Here is a 19422-nt window from a genome sequence, read left to right on the forward strand (position 1 = left end):
TACCTTAATCATTTTGATGAATTTTCAACTCTAACACTCCTTTTATTTCCTTTATTCACGTTCCGAATACAGATCACAATACAACAATACAAACCAAAATCCTTTTCAAAACATAATTTAACCCCCTAAAGATTCTACAGAACACCTAAAAGCTTTCCTTTTTAACTAAACTCAAATACTCTTCAATACAATATTGGCGTCTCCAAAAAAACAAAGCCCAACAGTTTAAAAAAAACTGTCGGGCTTTACCTTTATTATTTACACCTAATAAAGCAGTAATATTTTACCAAATACCAAGATTACTCAATAATAAGTTTCTCCGTAGCTTTTTTACCATCTTGTTCTACATTTAATATATAAACTCCAGATGGCAAACTTGATAAATTTAATTCTTTATCATGTGTATTTACAGAAAATACTTTTTTACCTGACATATCTGACATCTTAATCTTCTTAATAACACCAGATGCTGATTCTACATACACTTTACCATTTGTTACTGGATTTGGATAAATAGCAAAGCCTGAAATTGCATTAGTTGGAGCTCCTAAACTACAAGCTGTAGTAGAAACATTAACCGTACGCGTTACCGATGCTTCATTACCCATAGCATCTTTTACTGTATAGGTCAAAATATAAACACCAGAAGTATTAACATCTACAAGACCTGTTACTACTACATCATTCGTTATATTAGCATTTAAGTTGTCTTTAGCCTCAACTCCAGCTTCTGTATACGCACAACCTTTATCTAATAAAACGATTGCATCACCTAATAATGTTATGACTGGTTTGGCATATTCTATTGTTACTGTCCAATTTTCTATTGTTCCGTCTTGTGCTATTACATTGTAAATTACCGGTACAGTATAATTTAATACAGACACACCACTATTCTGAAGATAAGTACCAATTCGTAAAGCAGCGAAATCTGACAATTGAAAAGTTGGCGTAAACTCACCAAAATTGGCATTGTTACTAACATAAACAGTCACTGTTTTAGTTAACGGATTAATTATACTCGGAGCAACCTGACCTTGTACCGTGTAACCAATAATATTAGCTTCGGAATTTTTTGCATTGATAGTTACGTTATAATTAGTCGTAGAAAGTTTATTCTCTGAAATTACAGTTACTAAAAAGCTATTTGTATAATCTGCAGCGATAGTTTTTGAATTTACCTGCAATACACCGTCAATATAAAGCTCTGCTCCGGGTGAAACCACAAAATCTGCAATTAGGCTTCTAACATCAACACCAAACGACACTGTCTTTGTTACATTATTTCCTATAATGTCTGTATTAATTTCCTGAGTCAAAGCCGAATTTGAAGCGACCTTGAAATCATAAGAAAGCAATTTACTTTCACTACTTAAACCTGTAATAATTTTGATTGTATAGGTCTCTACAAGTCCTGCATTAAAACCTGTTCCCAGCACTGTAAATATAACCGGATTAGTATAATCATTTCCCGAAACACCACTTATTTGCTGACTACCATTGATGGTAGCAATGCTGTTCATTCCTAAAGAGAAATTTGCAACTGCATTAGTAACATCTGCCCCATCATTTAACACTACTGTATATGTCCTGGTTGCCGCATCATAAGATGACGACAATTGATTTACAAAATTGATACTTTGCATCAAAACCGGAACATTCCAGAATTTACCTTCTCCTAAGCCATCTGTTTCTGCATTTGCTACTACAGCAGTGTTATCACTAATTGTACGATCGAAAACAAATTGCTTGTTTCCCTCTGAAAAAGGATAATACGCTAATAATCCTGGTTCGTTTCCAACATATTTTGTTGTAGCATTTGCAATAAGTGCTGCCTGACTACGAACACCCGCCCAGATACGAACTTCATCTATGTTTCCGTTCAGACCACGTGCTAAACCGGCATTATTACCAATATAGATTGCTGATGCGCTATTACTACTCGCTGCACCTGCCGTACCTGTACTTGTAAAAGGAACTTCTACACCGTCTATATAAACTTTATAAACATTGGCCGCACTTACAGAATATGCAATATGATGCCAGGTTTTTTGTTTGATAGAATTTGCAGCTGTATTAATTACATAAGAACCGGCCGCAGTAGTTATTGAAACTACTAAACTGTTTTCTTTGTAGATAGATAAGTTACTGTTGTTATGAATAAACACTAACGCTGTACTTTTATCTAAAAGTCTTCCATATATAGTTGGAGCTTTTTGGTTTACCCAAGCTTCAAAAGTATAATTATTAGTAAGATTTAAAGCTGGCGAGGTATCTGTTTTAATAAAATCATTAATACCATCAAAAGTTCCTGCCAAATTTGTCGCATAATCAGCAACATGAGAAATATTGAGAGTTTTAGCATCATTAGTCGGATCTGTATCTCCTGCCAATTTCGTATACACTTCTAAGGTATAATCTGCTGGAACACTTAAATTCGCTTTTGCTGCAAATGTATAATTAGCTAAAGCTCCTGCAGCAATTGTTGCAGTAACAGTTTCTACAATTTCGACACCTCCATTTACTTTGTATGCAACAGGAAAGTTAGAAATTGCCGTATTTGATAAATTACGAATAGCTGCCGTAACATTAACCGGAGCTTTTCCTGGTTTAATCGGCTGTGCAATTCTTTCTACACTTGCATTTGCTGGTGTATATGGCAATATATTGATTGTATATTCTTCTACCTCAAAATCTTCTCTTGAACTAGTCAAACCATCAAATGTTGGACCTAAAACCACATTGTAATATTCCTGAGGAGAGCGAAACATGTGTATTACTCGCATTTGTTTTTCTCCCGATGTTGTACCTGCCGGAATTGTTAAACCTCCTGTAAGTGTAAAATTATTTCTAAAATAATGTGTACTTGTTGTTGAAGGAAGTGCTGGCGATGCAGATGTTTGTAATGTATTTACCCAAAAAGTACCTGCATAAAACTCATCTGTTAAATTTCCGTCGCCATTTAAATCAATAACAATCATAGTAAATACTCCAACATTAGCCACCTGATCTCTACTGATTGGCGCTTCAGGTTTCGTTATTGTCACTTCTGGCTGATATGTAAATCCTGCATAAACCGGAATTTTTATTGATTTAAAATCAGAATACGCTGTTGTACCAGAAGAATTTACAACATCATTCCATTTAAATTTAGAAATAGCATATCCATTTGTATTAGTATGAGTTGGTAAATCGTTTTTATTGTAAACGATTTTTTCACGGATATCATTAGTTACATTATCATCTGCAATATCAACTCCACTTTTGATTGTGTAAGTAGCATCAGTAATTGATAAATCTGCTTTAGCTGTAAACGTGTAATTTACTGTAGCATAAGCCCCAATTGTCGGAACAAGTTCTGTTACTTTTACCCCATCATTTACCTGATAAAAAACAGGATAATTGTTTAAAACATTAGGCCCTAAATTTGTAACCCTTATTGTAACATCATGAGCATTAGATTTTTTCCCTAAAACTTCTGGAGCTGTTATAGAAGCAATACTTACATCATTGATAGTTAATTTTGGAGCACAAGTAATTGTAGCAATCCATCCTGGAGTATTTTCGATTTGATCTGAAACAAATCTAAAAGTTAATTCTCCATTTACCGCTGAAGACGTTAATGAAGCGGGTAACGTATTTCCCGTAAATGTACCTAATAAAGGAGAAGAAGTATTCGGCCCGTTATAAACATATAAGAAGTCATAATCTACTTCTAAATCAAACGCACTGAATTCAACTTTTATACTACTGCCGGGAGTTGCCGGCAAAAAAGTAATTGTCTGAGTAAGCTGATCAGCATAATTACCGTAACGGGAACCGCTATCTGTAAATTCTGCCGAACATGTTACCAAACTTGCTCTTGAACCCATTAACACATCTGAACCAATATTAAAAACTTGCTTGCTTAATGAATTATTACCGCTTACTGCATCTGTAGCATAATTCACATTTGCCGTTACAGCATAAACACCTCCCATTGAAAAATCTGCTTTTTGAACAAAATCATAAGACACTTCACTTAAAGGAGCAATAGGTCCAGCTATCGTTTCTATCACTTCAGCACCATTATTAATTTTATACGAAACCGGTACGTTGCTTACAGCAATCGGAGAATGATTGTAAACTTTAATCTTTACTGTTTCAGCCGCAGTAAATGCAACATTTGTTGTTAATGCTGATAATTCAATATCGTTTACCGTAGCTTCAAATATGTTTACATTATCAATATAAACTGCACTATAAACATTTTCATTACTAACTACCACAAAATCATTATCTATAACAGATTCAAAAGCTATACTAAATATAGTTCCTGCATAAGCTGACAAGTCATACAATAATTCTGTATTACCAGACAAAGCTGCGCCTCCATAAACACTAACGTTTTGAGTACTTGCTACAGGAGTTCCGTTAATTACAAGTCTAAAGAAATTTTTATTTGCAGGTCCTACACTGTTCCAAACCAAATTAAACTTCAAGCGAAGTGCTTTCCCGGCAAGCGTTGTGGCATCTATATCACAAAAAGATACTTTTTTAATATAATCCGGATTGTTTCCAAAAGCATTTGTTGTCGTACTTGCTACCCAAGGAGAAGCTGATGGGGTTCCTGATCCGGCCATTTTTGCTCCATCTAATAAATCAGCACTAATATATTCATATTTTACAAGTCCTGTAGATCCTTTAGAAAACACATAATTAGTTGCTTTTCTTGAATTAAAATCTTCTACAAATGGTAAATTTATTGAACTTAAAACAGGCTGAGAAACAGGTTCTACATTTACCGCTCTTACTCTTTCAGAAACGATTCCAGTAGCTATATCAACAGCACGGACAGAAAACCAATTGTCGTCTCCAACCGTAATATTTGCAAAAGTGTAAGTTGGACTTGTAACTGTTGCTACAACATCAAACTTATATCCGTTCATTTTTAATACTTCATACTTCGAACCCGGAATTGCATCCCAATTCAACTCATAAGATGATGTCCCACATGCCGAAGGAGCTATAACTAAATTTTCCGGTTCTTTGATGATATTAAAAACCTCCTTCGAAACGTCAACTTTTGAACCTGCAATAACTCTGATTTTTGCATTTGCAATTATATCTGCCGGAACTTTCCATGCAAAATTTCTTGCTGATGACGGAATATCGTTTGCTATTAATTGATATGTTATCCCACCATCAAGCGAATATTCAAGAGTAAAAGGTTTTGCATCTCCTTCATAATCCCAACGAATATATTCTGTTGTTTCGGTGTTAAATTTTTCACCTCCTACAGGATATGTTAAAATTAATTCCGGAGCTACATAATCGTATACTACAGAGAATTGCTGCGTATTAAGAGGGACTCTTGTTCCTGCAACAATAATTTTATATGTCCCAGGAGCCGGATTATCTAATGTTACTTGTTCTATATTATTTACATTATCAATTCCTCGCACAGCATTCGCATTCGCAGCTGTTGGATTTAAGACCCATGGCAAAGTTGTTACGCCATCTTTTACAATTTTGATGTCTAAATCATTTACCTGAACAGAAGTTGCGCCCGGTGTACCACCAATATCTGTGTATGCAAGAAGCACTTTTAATGTCACTAATCCTGCCGGAACAACAATATCTTTTTCATAAGTAGCTCCATTAGCTACTGATGCTGTATAAAACATTTTTTTATCTAAAACTTTAACCGCACGCAATCCGTTTAAATTTCCAAAACCATATTTATAGTCCGGACCCGGATTCCCTGCGTCTTTAGCTGTGTTGGCTACCAAAGCTTTCATCAAAGAAGCCAAAGGTTTTTCTCCATAGCTATTTTTATATCTTTCATACAATAATGCCAGCGTCCCTGTCACTCCTGGGGTTGCCATTGAGGTTCCACTCATTACCTGATAAGAATTACTATAATCTAACGAATAAACATCTGTCCCTACGGCTGCAATCTGAGGTACTAAACGCCCATCAATTGTTGGTCCGAAACTACTATAACTACTAATTAAATCATTAGGATTATTAGCAGCGACATGTAATGAGTTTTTTGAGTTTTTAGTTGAAGTATTAAAACCTCCAGGGTATGCCGTCTGAGCATTTCCATTTGAATACACATTTAATAAATAAGGATAATTCAATGTAACGTTATCATCACCACGATCACCTGTATTGTATCTGCCTGTATTAAATCCGGAAGTAAGATTTACTCCATAAGAATTTGAAGTTAACTCAATTCCATCATTTACTGCAGCAATTACTCTTTCTTGCTGAACAGACAAACCATTTGACTGTGTGTTAAAATTCCATCCAAACATCTGTACTTCAGGCGCCATTCCTTTAGCTTTTGGATCTAATAATCCGGCACCACCTATGGTTCCAGAAACGTGATCACCATGAGAAGAATTTGATTCATACTCTCTATTAACAACCCTTCCTGTATGGTCTTTATGCGGTTCAAGATTTCCATCCCAAACACCTACTTTAACCCCTTTTCCAGTTAAACCATAACCTAATCCCGGAATTGTTGAACCAAGAATATTTACTTTATGTGATGTAATACCAGGCTTATTATCGCTTTCCATAGGAGGCGGTATTAATTCGATATTTTGTACCCAGTTAAATTTTGCTATCTCTTCAAGTTTTTCTTTACTTGCCTCCAGATAAATTTCGCAAAAATTAGCGTCATTTTTAACGCTTTTTACAAATAATCCCGCTAAATCATCCCCAATAATCTTGCTATCAACTCCTTTAAAGTAGCTAACAACAACTCTTACCCCATTTCCTTCTTTAGCATAATCCGGAATAATATTATCTACAATAAGTGGATCTAATTTATATTTAGGATCAACAGTAATCGTAGTTCTGATATTAGTAAATGCAGTATTATTATTGTAAAATTCTGAAGAAATTTTAGCATAATAAGCATTATTAGACAAATAACTCAGTAAAGTTATTCCTGCTGATTTCATTTTTTGCTGCTCATCAACCGAAGGTATTTTGGTAAACTGCAATAAAGTATACTCCTCTTTAGGAATTTGCCTGCCTGTTTTTTTCTCTTTAAACTGTTGTTTAAAATTTGATGTTGTTATTATTTTATTTCCGTTTACTGAAATTACAAAATCTGCATCAGAAATATTTTGTGACCATAGAGGAATAGTCATCAATAACATAAATAAACTAAGTAATTTTATTCTCATAATAATCCTATTTAATAAAATGTTACAAAGTGTAAACTTACAAAATCATCTTTAATAAATGTTATATTTGTAAATAATTTATTAAATAAACGTTATTTTCAAACAAAAAATCAATGTTTATCTGATTTTACAACAAAAACCAAACTTAAAACTTACAATTTCATAAATAGATAAAATCCTTAAAATAACAACAAAAATCAAAATAATTTAATTACAGCTAACAAGTTGTATGTATTTTAGTAATAAGTTATATTTGCATTCACAAAATTACAAACAATGATCAAGATTACTTTACCCGATGGGTCAATTAGAGAGTTCGCTCAAGGCGTAACTCCAATGGAGGTCGCTAAAAACATTAGCGAAGGTTTTGCTAGAAACGTCATTTCTGCATCTTTTAATGGTACAACTATTGAAACCGAAACTCCATTAACGACCGACGGTAATCTTATTTTATATACCTGGAATGACACTGAAGGTAAAAAAGCTTTCTGGCATTCGACTTCACACGTAATGGCTCAGGCTCTTGAGGAATTGTATCCTGGAATTAAGTTAACTCTTGGACCTGCAATTGCTAATGGTTTCTATTATGATGTAGATTTTGAAGATCAGAAAATTTCTGAAGCAGATTTCAAAAAGATTGAAGATCGTATTCTTGAAATTGCAAGAGGAAAATTCGATTTCAAAATGCGTCCGGTAACTAAAGCTGAAGCTTTAGAAATGTACAAAGACAATGTTTACAAAACAGAACTGATTTCAAATCTGGAAGACGGAACTATTACATTCTGCGACCACTCTACTTTTACTGATTTATGCCGTGGTGGACATATTCCGAATACTGGAATCATCAAGGCTGTAAAAATTATGAGCGTTGCTGGTGCATACTGGAGAGGTGATGAAAAAAACAAACAGTTAACTCGTGTTTACGGAACATCTTTTCCTAAACAAAAAGATTTAACTGAATATCTTGAACTTCTTGAAGAAGCAAAACGTCGTGATCACCGTAAATTAGGAAAAGAATTAGAGTTATTCGCTTTCTCTCAAAAAGTGGGACAAGGTTTGCCTTTATGGTTACCTAAAGGTGCTGCTTTAAGAGAACGTTTAGAGCAATTTTTAAAAAGAGCACAAAAGAAAGCTGGATACGAACAAGTTGTGAGTCCGCACATTGGTCAAAAAGAACTTTATGTAACTTCTGGTCACTATGCTAAATATGGAGCTGACAGTTTCCAACCAATACATACACCAGCTGAAGGTGAAGAGTTTTTATTAAAACCTATGAACTGTCCCCATCACTGTGAGATTTACAATGTAAGACCTTGGTCATATAAGGATTTACCAAAGCGTTATGCCGAATTTGGTACTGTTTACAGATATGAGCAATCTGGTGAATTACATGGTTTAACTCGTGTAAGAGGGTTTACTCAGGATGATGCACATATTTTCTGTACTCCTGAGCAATTAGATGAGGAGTTTAAAAAAGTAATTGACCTTGTGTTATATGTATTTGGTTCTTTAGGTTTTGAAAACTTTACAGCACAGATTTCGTTAAGAGATCAGGAAAACAGAGAGAAATATATTGGTACTGATGAAAACTGGGAAAAAGCTGAAAACGCAATTATCAATGCAGCAAAAGATAAAGGTCTAAATACTGTTGTAGAATATGGCGAAGCTGCTTTTTACGGTCCAAAGCTTGATTTTATGGTTAAGGATGCTTTGGGAAGACAATGGCAGTTAGGAACAATTCAGGTAGATTACAACTTACCTGAACGCTTTGATTTAACTTATAAAGGCGCTGACAATGAATTACATCGCCCTGTAATGATTCACAGAGCTCCTTTTGGATCCATGGAGCGTTTTATAGCAATTTTACTAGAGCACACAGCAGGAAACTTCCCTCTTTGGCTTATGCCTGAGCAAGCTATTATCTTGTCTTTGAGCGAGAAATACGAAAATTATGCTAAAAAAGTTTTAGATTTGATAGAAAATCACGAAATTCGCGCCCTAATTGATAACCGAAACGAAACGATTGGTAAGAAAATTAGAGATGCAGAAATGCAAAAAATTCCGTTTATGCTTATCGTTGGTGAAGAGGAAGAGAAAAACAATACCATTTCTATTCGTCGTCACGGCCAGGAAGGAAAAGGAAATATCACAGTTTCAATTGATGAATTTGTTTCGATTGTAGACGAAGAAATAAAAAAGACATTAAAAGTATTTACAGTTTAACTTAAATTAGAAAGTCATAGCAATAAAAAGTAACAGAGGTTCCCAGCAACCTCGAGTAGAAAAAAAAGATGCACACAGAATAAATAATTTTATTCGTGTTCCTGAAGTACGTCTTGTCGGTGAAAATATTGAACCTGGGGTTTTTAAAATCGCTGATGCATTACGTTTAGCTGACCAGCTGGAGTTGGATTTGGTTGAAATATCGCCAAATGCAGAACCTCCGGTTTGTAAAATTATGGACTACAAGAAGTTTGTTTACGAACAAAAGAAAAGAGATAAGGCTTTAAAAGCTAAATCTTCTCAAGTTGTTGTAAAGGAAATTCGATTTGGTCCTCAAACTGACGAGCATGATTATGAATTTAAAAGAAAGAACGCTGAAAAATTCTTAAAAGAAGGATCCAAATTAAAAGCATTCGTTTTTTTTAAAGGGCGTTCTATCATCTATAAAGATCAGGGACAAATTTTATTGTTACGTCTTGCTCAGGATTTAGAAGAACACGGTAAAGTTGAGGCTATGCCTGTTTTGGAAGGAAAGAGAATGATTATGTTCATTGCTCCGAAGAAGAAAAAGTAAAAAAGTTTGCAGTCGCAGTTTTCAGTTTTCGCACTGTAAACTGAAAACCGAGACTGACAACTAAAAAAATAAGTAAGTAAGAAATAAATTAAAACACTAGGAAAAATGCCTAAAATGAAAACAAAATCTAGCGCTAAGAAACGTTTTAAAGTTACTGGCTCTGGAAAAATTAAAAGAAAGCATGCTTTTAAAAGTCACATCTTGACTAAAAAATCTAAAAAACGTAAATTAGCTTTGACTCACTCAGCGCTAGTTCACTCAACAGACATGAAAAGCATCAAACAACAATTAAGAATTATCTAATAAGTCTAAAAGTTGTAAGTCATAAAGTTTAAAAGTCAGTTGCTGACTTTAGACATTTGACTTAAGACATTAGACTAGAGATTTCTTTAGGTTAAAAAATTATTTATATAACCTTGGAGCATGGCTTTAAGTTCCTTTGATTCAATTCAGGACGCCTGCTACAAAAACACATTAAAATTATGCCAAGATCGGTAAATTCAGTTGCTAAAAGAGCAAGAAGAAAAAAAATAATGAAGCAAGCCAAAGGTTTCTTTGGAAGACGTAAAAACGTTTGGACAGTTGCTAAGAATGCAGTAGAGAAAGCGATGAGCTATGCTTACCGCGATAGAAAACAAAACAAAAGAAATTTCCGTTCATTATGGATTCAACGTATCAACGCTGGAGCTAGATTAGAAGGAATGTCTTATTCTCAATTCATGGGAAAAGTTAAAGCTAACGGAATCGAATTGAACCGTAAAGTTCTTGCAGATTTAGCTATGAACCACCCAGAAGCTTTCAAAGCTATTCTTAATAAAGTAAAATAAAACGTTTTATAAACTCAATTTAAGATTACTTACTTATCATAGAAAACCCAATCATTCGATTGGGTTTTTGCTTTTATAATAAATCTGATTTATCTTTAGACTAAATACTCAGAAATCATTTATATGTTTACATCTCTTTTAGATCACATACAAAAATTTATAACATTAGATTTTGAAGAAATTGATATTTTAGAATCAAAACTTAGTCTTTCAAAAATCAAAAAGAAAGAACATTTATTGAAAGAAGGTCAAGTCTGTAACACTATGTATTTTATAACAAATGGCTGTGCAAGACAATACATAATTAACCCAAGAGGAACCGAACAAACACTGCAATTTGCAATTGAAAACTGGTGGATAACTGATTATTTGAGTTATCATAATAATACTCCTTCCCATTTTTATATACAAACTGTCGAAAACTGCGAAATTATAGCATTAGAAAAAAATACTTTAGAATCTATTTTAATACAAATTCCTAAACTGGAAAGATACTTTAGAATTGTTTCCCAAAAATCATTTGGAGCTACTCAAATGCGTATTAAATTTTTATTTACGATGTCGGCCGAAGAAAGATACAACCATTTCAAAAACCAACAACCAGATTTCGTACAGCGTGTTCCTCAATACATGCTTGCCTCCTATTTAGATTTTTCTGCTGAATTTATGAGTAAAATAAGAGCTGGCAAAGTCTGATCTGAATTTCTTGAAGCAGTTCAAGTTTTTTAAAGTACGCATCACTGACCTTTGTAATGAACTTTAAAAACATACAAAATGAATTCAAGAATAGTTATCCCACAAGTTGCCCCAGAAGCCTACCAAGCTTTAATGAATTTAGAAAAATATATTTCTACAACTTCATTAACTTCAACTCATAAAGAATTAATTAAAATTCGTGCTTCACAAGTAAACGGATGTGCTTTTTGCATCAATATGCATACAGCTGATGCGAGAAAATCAGGAGAAACAGAACAGCGCATTTATTTAACCAGTGCGTGGCGGGAAGCGGATGTTTTTACAGAAGAAGAAAAAGCAATTTTAGCTTTAACAGAACAAGTAACATTAATCAGTAATCATGTTTCTGATGAAGTTTATCAAAATGCAGCCCGTCTATTTGATGAAAAATATCTGGCTGAAATCATTCTTACGATCATCACGATAAACTCATGGAACAGATTAGCAATCACAACAGGATTAAGAGCAGTCTAATTGTCAATTAAAACCAACAAAAAGGCTTCTTCAAATTATGAAAAAGCCTTTTTTGTTTCTACATTTAATTTAAAGAGGCAAAATAATTACGTTTTTAATTTTTTCTTTTTTGCAGCAGGAAATAAAACATTATTTAAAATCAGTCTGTATCCCGGAGAATTTGGATGTAAATCTAAAACTGTAGGCGGATCACCAACCTGATGCTGAAAATCCTCAGGGTCATGTCCTCCAAAAAAAGTAAACATACCTTTGCCTTTTTCTCCATGAATATAACGGGCTTCTCCATTTACTTCACAAGTACCCATAATTAACACATTCGATTTAATTAATGCAGCATCAAAAGATGTAGTTTGCCCCATAAAACCTTTTACCAACTGTGTATGATTTTGGCATAGCATACTCGGAATCGGATCCCATTTGGCTGAATATTCCATTAACGTAAAATAATCTTTTTCAGGCGTAATTCTGCGTTTGATAGTCATATCAATATCTGAAAATTCATATTGTTCCGGCCTTCTTTCCAGCGTAAAATCTTTAAAAGCAAACGAATTGCTATAATTTAGTTTTGATTGATAATTTGATTCACTTGGATCACCATCGAACATAGCTTCGCAAATATCTACACCATCAGCCGTCAAGGAAATATCAAAACTATCTGTAGCAGAACACATAGCAAACATAAACCCACCTCCAATGACGAAATCCCGGATTTTTTTTGCAACACTCCCCTTTTCCTGCGAAACTTTTGCATAACCTAATTTTGCAGCTAAAGCCTCGGCATCTTTTTTTTGTTCAATATACCATGGTGTATTTTTGTAAGCCGCATAAAATTTACCATATTGACCTGTAAAATCTTCATGATGTAAATGCAGCCAATCATAAAGCAACAGTTGATCTGTTAAAACTTCTTCATCATAAATAGGTGTAAAAGGAATTTCTGCATACGTAAGTACTAATGTAACAGCATCATCCCAAGGCTGTTTCCCTTTTGGAGTATAAACCGCAATTTTAGGAGCCTTTTCAAGAACTACAGATTCCATATTCTGAGAAGGACTTGAGATTTCCTCTAAAATTGAAGCTCCTTCGCTATCAGACAAAATTTCGAAGCTTACTCCACGAATCTTGCATTCTTTACGAATTTCATCTGCATCAGGCAATAAAAATGATCCTCCGCGATAATTCAGCAGCCAGCTTGCTTTGTAATCCCTGCTTAAACACCAATACGTTATTCCATAAGCTTTAAGATGATTTTGCTGTGTTGTTTCATCCATCGGAAGAAGAATAAAAGAAGCTTTTACCGATAATGTGAATAAAAAAAATATTGTATATACTAAAGTTTGTTTCATTTCAGAAGCTATTTACCGTAAAGATATAAAAGGAAACATTGAAAACCTCGCCTCAAAAGTTTGATTTCATTATACTGCGAAAATTAATTGTATTTTTTACTTATCGAATTAAAAACAGGTATAAATACTTACAAACAATAAAATACTTGTCATTAAATTTGAATTACAGTAAAGCACAGAAAAAAATAATGATTTGAAAATTAAAAAAATGAAAGTTAGCGACAATAATAAAGAAATAAAACGACTAAATATTTTAAAAAAAATCGCTCTTTGCCTATTGGTAATTACGATTATATCTTATTATGTATTATCTATACAATTTTTAACCAGTTAAGAAAGTTAAAGGGTTAAAACCGCAATTTCGTTTTGAATAGCATACACAACCAATCCTGCAATATTTCTGGATTCTGTTTTAAGCAATAAATTATTCCTGTGTCCTTCTACAGTTCTTGGACTTAAAAACAATTCTTCGGCAATTTCTGCAGTTGTTTTTTGATTACAAATCAGTTGAAGCACTTCAATTTCTCGTGGTGATAAAAATCCAGATTCTAAGTTAACTTTAGCGTTTTTGGATGACGGAATGGAGTCTTGTATTGTCTTTAAGATATTTTCATTATAGAAAAAGCCTTTTTTGGCAACTTCATTAATTGTATTAATCAAATCTTTAGGAGTAGTATTTTTAATTAAATAAGCTACTGCGCCAACCTGAATCATATTTGTTATGAATGATTTTGTTTCATAACTTGTTAAAGCAATGATTTTAATTTCAGGGAAAATTTTTCGAATAATTTTGGTTGCTTCAACACCGTTTAAAATAGGCATTTTCAAATCCATTATAATAATATCTGGCTTAGTTTGATTTGAATTTAAATTTGAAATCAATTCATCTCCATTTGATGCCTCAAAAAGAATTTCAATATTTTCCTCCCTTTGAAGTAAAAATGTAAGCCCTTTACGAAATAAAACTTCGTCATCAACCAAAGCTATTTTTATTACCGAATCATCCATCTTTATTTAGACTTTAAATCTTTACTATAAACAACAAAAATATATCAAGTAGAATAAAATTAACATATACTTTCAAAAATAATATATCTTAAAACAAGTATTTTTGTTAAAAAGCAAATAAAACCTCAATTCCTTTACCAGGGCATGAACTTATATTGATAGTCCCGTTTAAAAAAGATATTCTACTATCAATGTTTTTCATTCCAAGTCCCTTCTGATTTTCAGAATTTTCACAATCAAAACCAATTCCGTTATCCTTATAAAAACAAGTATTCATTCCATCCACAACTTCAAAACGAATAGAAATTTCAGATGCTTTTCCGTGCCTAAGAGAATTATTCATTAACTCCTGCAAGATCCTGAATACATGCAAATGTCTATCATTATCTTTTTCATCAAAAATAATTTCATTTAGATAAGAAACCTTAACTGATTTGCTGCTTTCAAATTCTTCACATAATTCTTCAACACCAGCATGAAGTCCGAATTTATCAAAAACCGGCGGTAATAAATTATGAGCTATTTTTCTCGAATTATCTAATGCTTTGGCGGTAATATTAATAATATTAGAAGTGATCTCCTTTGTTTCGCTTGTTGTTAAATTAGCAGACGTGAGCAAATAGCTGTTTAAAGACACTACATTTAATTTAGAACTAATATCATCATGCAGATCCTGTGCAATACGTTTACGTTCCTCTTCCTGTGCCAGAATAACAGCGCATAACTGATCTCTTTGATGCGCTAAGATTAAATCTTTTTTTTCTATTTCTTTTTGAATAATTTTTTTTCTGGAAAAATAAAAAAACACAATCAAAGCAACCGCCACAATCATAAAAAAAAGGGATATATACAAGATAATGGCAACTATCTCTTTTTCAGGAACTGAATTTAAATTCATATAAACTTGTGGTATTTTTGTTACAATCGAATAAAATCTGGCTTCAAAGATATTGTATTTCCTATTACATGAGTCAAATAATTAAAAAATCCCGTCAAAAAACAAAGGTTCATAAAGATTTATTTAATCCATCTTTATTCCAATTCTGAAAAAGTATTAACTTGAGTTTTTATGATCTTCTTCTTTTTTAAGCTCATTTTCCATTCTAACAGGATAATAAGATAATATACTACTACCAAAAAAGCATTTAATGTCCAACTTAGATATTTGATTTCATTACTTAAATTTTGCGACAAATTCCCTATCAGAAACAAAACAGTTGCCCCCAGCATATAAATAATTATACCTATCGTTACAAAATAATATTCTTTTTGTTCTGTAAGCATATTATAAAAATGCATAAGCGCAAATCCAACAATTAATAAAGAAGTAATCGTTATTTCAAACAAATTGAATTTAGTCAATTGAGAAGGATCAAAATAAAACTGTAAAACAAAAATCATCAAAGTGATTAAAATACTAATCGTCACAATTTTTTTTTGAGTATTATTTTTAAATAAAGATCTATAAAACAATCCCAACAAAATCATTTGCCCAATAAAAAAAAAGTTAACTAATAATAAATTATTCTTTTTTAAATGATACAGCACTTCCATACCAAACTGAACAAAGAATGCAAAAACCAGATAACCAACAAAAAAAACATTAGCTTTTTCTGAACGGAAAAAGCTAATGGTATATAGTACAAGGTTAACAAAAAGTATAAAGTAACCCGAATAAATTAAGAAATCGATCATTGCTCTAAAGGACTGGCTGGATCACCAAAAGGAGGAACCGGTCTGCTCGTATCATAAACAACAGACTCACCATCAGTACTTCTAGCTTCATTATTTACGCCACTACTAAAAACATCTCTGTAAATTCCCGTTTCAGGATCAAATTTTGTTCCAACAAATAGTAATGTTTCTTCCCCAGCATTATTAATTCCTTTATAGGCACGAACAGCATCAATATCCTGATTTAAAACTAATTTCAAGGCATCAAGCGGAATCAGATATCCAGTAATCTTCTTTGCTTCTTCAGATACTTCTTTTGACTCGCGGTATTTTTTTGTCCATTCTACACCTTCTGACAGAGGGATCTCAACATTTCCAAAGTTTAATTTTTCTGACATAATTTTAAATGTGATTTTAGTTAAAGTTAATATTGATTTTTTAAAACATTTATATGCTAAACTAATAAAATAATTTAAAAATTTAAGATTTAAAACAAAAAAATAATATTGTTAAATCAATAAAAAAAGAAACAAAACCATTGAAAAACAACATGTTATATAAAAAACAGGTATAAATACGTGTAAATGTTTTTTTACAATCATTTAATTTTAGTTTATAAATCTTTGATATAAAAAGCAATTATACCAACTATACTATCACATTCAATATGCAAAATTGATTTAGCTTTTAATTTTTACAAAGGCAGAACCGAAATTATCATTGCTAAATTTCAGAGACTATGATTAATTAATTCTTATAGACGAATGAATTATGATAACAAATATTGTACACAAATTTTCCACTCTCATACCGTAAAAAAAGCTCTTGATGACATTTATTATCAAAAAAAATATTCATGCTTTTTAGTTTTGATATTGTGAAGGAAACAAACTTATACAATCAATACATTTTCAAATCTATACAAATAAAAAAGAATAATTATGGATGAAATAATGGGAACTGTGAAAATCTTTGCCTTTAATTTTGCTCCAAGACAATGGGCTACTTGTGATGGTCAGCTTATGTCTATAGCGCAAAATCAGGCATTATTTGCACTTTTAGGAACCTTCTATGGAGGTAATGGTACAACTACTTTTGGCCTGCCTGATTTAAGAGGACGCTCAATGATAGGTGCCGGAGAGGGCAGTATGCCTATTGTTATGGGGCAAAAGGCAGGTGTTGAGTCAAATACTTTGACTATTAATACTATGCCAGCACACGCACATCCTATTGTGAATGGTGTGGCAACTGTTACAACTGTTATGCATACTATAGAAGGAGGTAACCTAACTAATGAGACAGATGGCGGAAACAATTCTTTTGCAAGCGGCGGAAGTGTTCCTACTATTTATTCTGAGCCGGTTACAACACCTGGAAGTGGTACTGCTGGTGTCGCCACTACAATTAGCGGATCAAGTGCCGGTACAGGTAATGGCTTTCCTTTCTCTTTAAGAAATCCTTATCTGGCAATGTATCATTGTATATTATTGTACGGCATTTTCCCTTCAAGAAATTAATAAAAAAACATTTTGCCTGCCCTTAGCAATATAATACTTGCTTTTAAAGGGTACTAATTAACAACACTAAAACAAAAATATCATGGATGAATTTATAGGAACAGTAAAAGCTTTCGCATTTAGTTTCCCGCCAAGAGGCTGGATGTTTTGCGATGGAACAATATTATCAATAGCACAAAATACAGCTCTTTTTTCATTAATAGGTACAACTTATGGAGGAAACGGACAAAACACATTTGCATTGCCTGATTTAAGAGGACGCACTGTAGTACATCCTGGTACAGGACCGGGTTTATCTACTATAAACTATGGTGAAATAGGTGGTGTTGAGAACATGACGCTTACACAAAATAATTTACCTATGCATACACACTCTCTTGTGGCTGGGCAGGTAAATGTTGCTACTGTTGTAAATGCATTATCTGGTGGTAACTTAACCAATGAGTCTGATAATGGAAATAACTCTTTTGCAACCGGAGGAAGTGTTCCGGCTATATACAGTGAGCCGGGAGGTACAGCTAATGCTGTAGGCGGTGTAACTTCTACTATTAGCGGCACAACATCTATAACAGGAGGAAGCCAGCCTTTTTCTTTAAGAAATCCTTATTTAGGTATCTATATGAGCATTTGTCTTGAAGGTGTTTTTCCTTCAAGAAATTAATAAAATAGCCACAGGCAGTCCATTGCCTGTGGCTTTTATACATTTATTTACATCTCAATTTCATGAATGGCGATATTAAAATAGGAATATTAATTCCGCAGTCACGGCAATATGCCACGCTGGACAAAGATTTTATGAGAGGCGTTAAGCTTAACGGCCTTAATGTAAAGTTTTTTGTTGAAAGTATAGGTATTGGTGCAGATGAGCAGATGATAATAGATAAGATGCAGAAACTGAATTTTCAGGAAGAAATCTCTCTAATTATTGGCTTTTTTGGACATCACAATATGACCCAGATTTATGAATATGCTTCAAAAAATGATATTGTATTAATCGCTTCAGATCTGGGAGCAACAATACCTTATAATACTTCGGGTTATAAAGGGGTATATTTCAATTCTTTTGGATTAATAGAATCCTGCTACAGTCTGGGAGATTACCTGTTGACTAATAATTATCAGAAGATTGTTAGCGCAACTTCTTATTATGATTCAGGATATGGCATGCTATCGGCTTTAGAAGGATCTTTTAAGGAAGGTATAAGTTTTTCGGGTCATTATATAACGCCCTTTATGCCTCGAGAGGATGAAGCAGTACTTATGGATCAGCTTATTACAGCTCAGGAGCCTGATGCTGTTTTTGCATTTTATAGTGGCTTATATGCCGAAGAAAATGCTGCGTTTTTAAAACAAAACAAGCTTACACAAAAATACCCGTTTTATGTAACTCCATTTTTTATCAATGACAATATAATGGAGCAGTATAAAAACGCTCCCCATGATTTGTATGTCGTAGGATCATGGATGCAAAATAACGAAGATGCCCACAGCTTTAATGAAGAGTACAGGAATACATATTCAGAGAGCCCGTCTGTTTTCTCCTTATTAGGATATGAAAGCGGACTCATAATCAAAAACATCCTTAATAATTCAGATAATGATTTAAGGGCAAATGTTTTAATAGAAAAGCTAAATAAGTTAAATATTGCCGGTCCCCGTGGTACAATCCAGTTTGAAAAGGACATAAACAGGACAATATTTAATCATCATATATATAAATTAAATACGGACCCACTCAGTAACGCACGTTTTGATAAAATGGAAACATTAGTAAATGACGGACAGTTTATCAAGGCAGTTACTTTATATAAACAGCCTGCCAAGTTTGGCGGCTGGCAAAATGCTTATTTATGTCATTAA

General features: G+C 33.1%; 15 protein-coding genes. 9 read left to right on the forward strand and 6 right to left on the reverse strand.

Annotated features, from left to right (window positions below):
* Positions 1 to 299 precede the first annotated feature (299 nt).
* Positions 300 to 7184, reverse strand: coding sequence for a S8 family serine peptidase (locus tag AAEO57_RS19270; RefSeq protein WP_341694667.1), 6885 nt, complete (start codon positions 7182 to 7184; stop codon positions 300 to 302).
* Positions 7185 to 7460: 276 nt separating this feature from the next.
* On the opposite strand from AAEO57_RS19270, the gene thrS reads away from it, so the two are divergent.
* The 6 genes from thrS (at position 7461) to AAEO57_RS19300 (ending at position 12017) form a co-directional block, all read left to right on the forward strand.
* Complete coding sequence (gene thrS / locus AAEO57_RS19275) at positions 7461 to 9407, forward strand: threonine--tRNA ligase (RefSeq protein WP_341694668.1); 1947 nt, start codon at positions 7461 to 7463, stop codon at positions 9405 to 9407.
* 22 nt (positions 9408 to 9429) lie between these two features.
* Complete coding sequence (gene infC / locus AAEO57_RS19280; protein ID WP_163408044.1) at positions 9430 to 9981, forward strand: translation initiation factor IF-3; 552 nt, start codon at positions 9430 to 9432, stop codon at positions 9979 to 9981.
* Between the two features lie 105 nt (positions 9982 to 10086).
* The gene (gene rpmI / locus AAEO57_RS19285) at positions 10087 to 10284 is read left to right on the forward strand and encodes a 50S ribosomal protein L35 (RefSeq protein WP_007810722.1); all 198 of its coding nucleotides are present in this window, start codon (positions 10087 to 10089) and stop codon (positions 10282 to 10284) included.
* A gap of 179 nt (positions 10285 to 10463) precedes the next feature.
* The gene (gene rplT, locus AAEO57_RS19290; RefSeq protein ID WP_008464948.1) at positions 10464 to 10808 is read left to right on the forward strand and encodes a 50S ribosomal protein L20; all 345 of its coding nucleotides are present in this window, start codon (positions 10464 to 10466) and stop codon (positions 10806 to 10808) included.
* Between the two features lie 123 nt (positions 10809 to 10931).
* Complete coding sequence (locus AAEO57_RS19295) at positions 10932 to 11504, forward strand: Crp/Fnr family transcriptional regulator (protein WP_341694669.1); 573 nt, start codon at positions 10932 to 10934, stop codon at positions 11502 to 11504.
* 78 nt (positions 11505 to 11582) lie between these two features.
* Positions 11583 to 12017, forward strand: coding sequence for a carboxymuconolactone decarboxylase family protein (locus AAEO57_RS19300; protein ID WP_341694670.1), 435 nt, complete (start codon positions 11583 to 11585; stop codon positions 12015 to 12017).
* An 86-nt stretch (positions 12018 to 12103) separates the two neighbouring features.
* Here AAEO57_RS19300 and AAEO57_RS19305 read toward each other — a convergent pair whose 3' ends face one another.
* The 5 genes from AAEO57_RS19305 to AAEO57_RS19325 form a co-directional block, all read right to left on the reverse strand.
* The gene (locus AAEO57_RS19305; RefSeq protein WP_341694671.1) at positions 12104 to 13363 is read right to left on the reverse strand and encodes an asparagine synthetase B; all 1260 of its coding nucleotides are present in this window, start codon (positions 13361 to 13363) and stop codon (positions 12104 to 12106) included.
* Between the two features lie 339 nt (positions 13364 to 13702).
* Positions 13703 to 14371, reverse strand: coding sequence for a response regulator transcription factor (locus AAEO57_RS19310; protein WP_341694672.1), 669 nt, complete (start codon positions 14369 to 14371; stop codon positions 13703 to 13705).
* Positions 14372 to 14477: 106 nt separating this feature from the next.
* Positions 14478 to 15269, reverse strand: coding sequence for a sensor histidine kinase (locus tag AAEO57_RS19315; RefSeq protein WP_341694673.1), 792 nt, complete (start codon positions 15267 to 15269; stop codon positions 14478 to 14480).
* A 134-nt stretch (positions 15270 to 15403) separates the two neighbouring features.
* Positions 15404 to 16066, reverse strand: a complete 663-nt coding sequence (locus AAEO57_RS19320; protein WP_341694674.1) for a hypothetical protein — start codon at positions 16064 to 16066, stop codon at positions 15404 to 15406.
* Positions 16063 to 16443 carry a hypothetical protein gene (locus AAEO57_RS19325; RefSeq protein ID WP_341694675.1) on the reverse strand — a complete coding sequence of 127 codons (381 nt, stop codon included), beginning with the start codon at positions 16441 to 16443 and terminating at the stop codon, positions 16063 to 16065. Before AAEO57_RS19325 ends, AAEO57_RS19320 begins: the two co-directional genes overlap by 4 nt.
* Before the next feature lie 543 nt (positions 16444 to 16986).
* Here AAEO57_RS19325 and AAEO57_RS19330 point away from each other — a divergent pair.
* The 3 genes from AAEO57_RS19330 to AAEO57_RS19340 all read left to right on the forward strand — a co-directional run bounded on the left by AAEO57_RS19330 (position 16987) and on the right by AAEO57_RS19340 (position 19422).
* Positions 16987 to 17562 (forward strand): phage tail protein, encoded by a 576-nt coding sequence (locus tag AAEO57_RS19330; RefSeq protein ID WP_341694676.1) that lies wholly within the window; start codon positions 16987 to 16989, stop codon positions 17560 to 17562.
* A gap of 82 nt (positions 17563 to 17644) precedes the next feature.
* Complete coding sequence (locus AAEO57_RS19335) at positions 17645 to 18223, forward strand: phage tail protein (protein WP_341694677.1); 579 nt, start codon at positions 17645 to 17647, stop codon at positions 18221 to 18223.
* Between the two features lie 62 nt (positions 18224 to 18285).
* Positions 18286 to 19422 (forward strand): ABC transporter substrate-binding protein, encoded by a 1137-nt coding sequence (locus tag AAEO57_RS19340; RefSeq protein ID WP_341694678.1) that lies wholly within the window; start codon positions 18286 to 18288, stop codon positions 19420 to 19422.

Source organism: Flavobacterium calami, from assembly GCF_038290035.1.
GTDB lineage: Bacteria > Bacteroidota > Bacteroidia > Flavobacteriales > Flavobacteriaceae > Flavobacterium > Flavobacterium calami.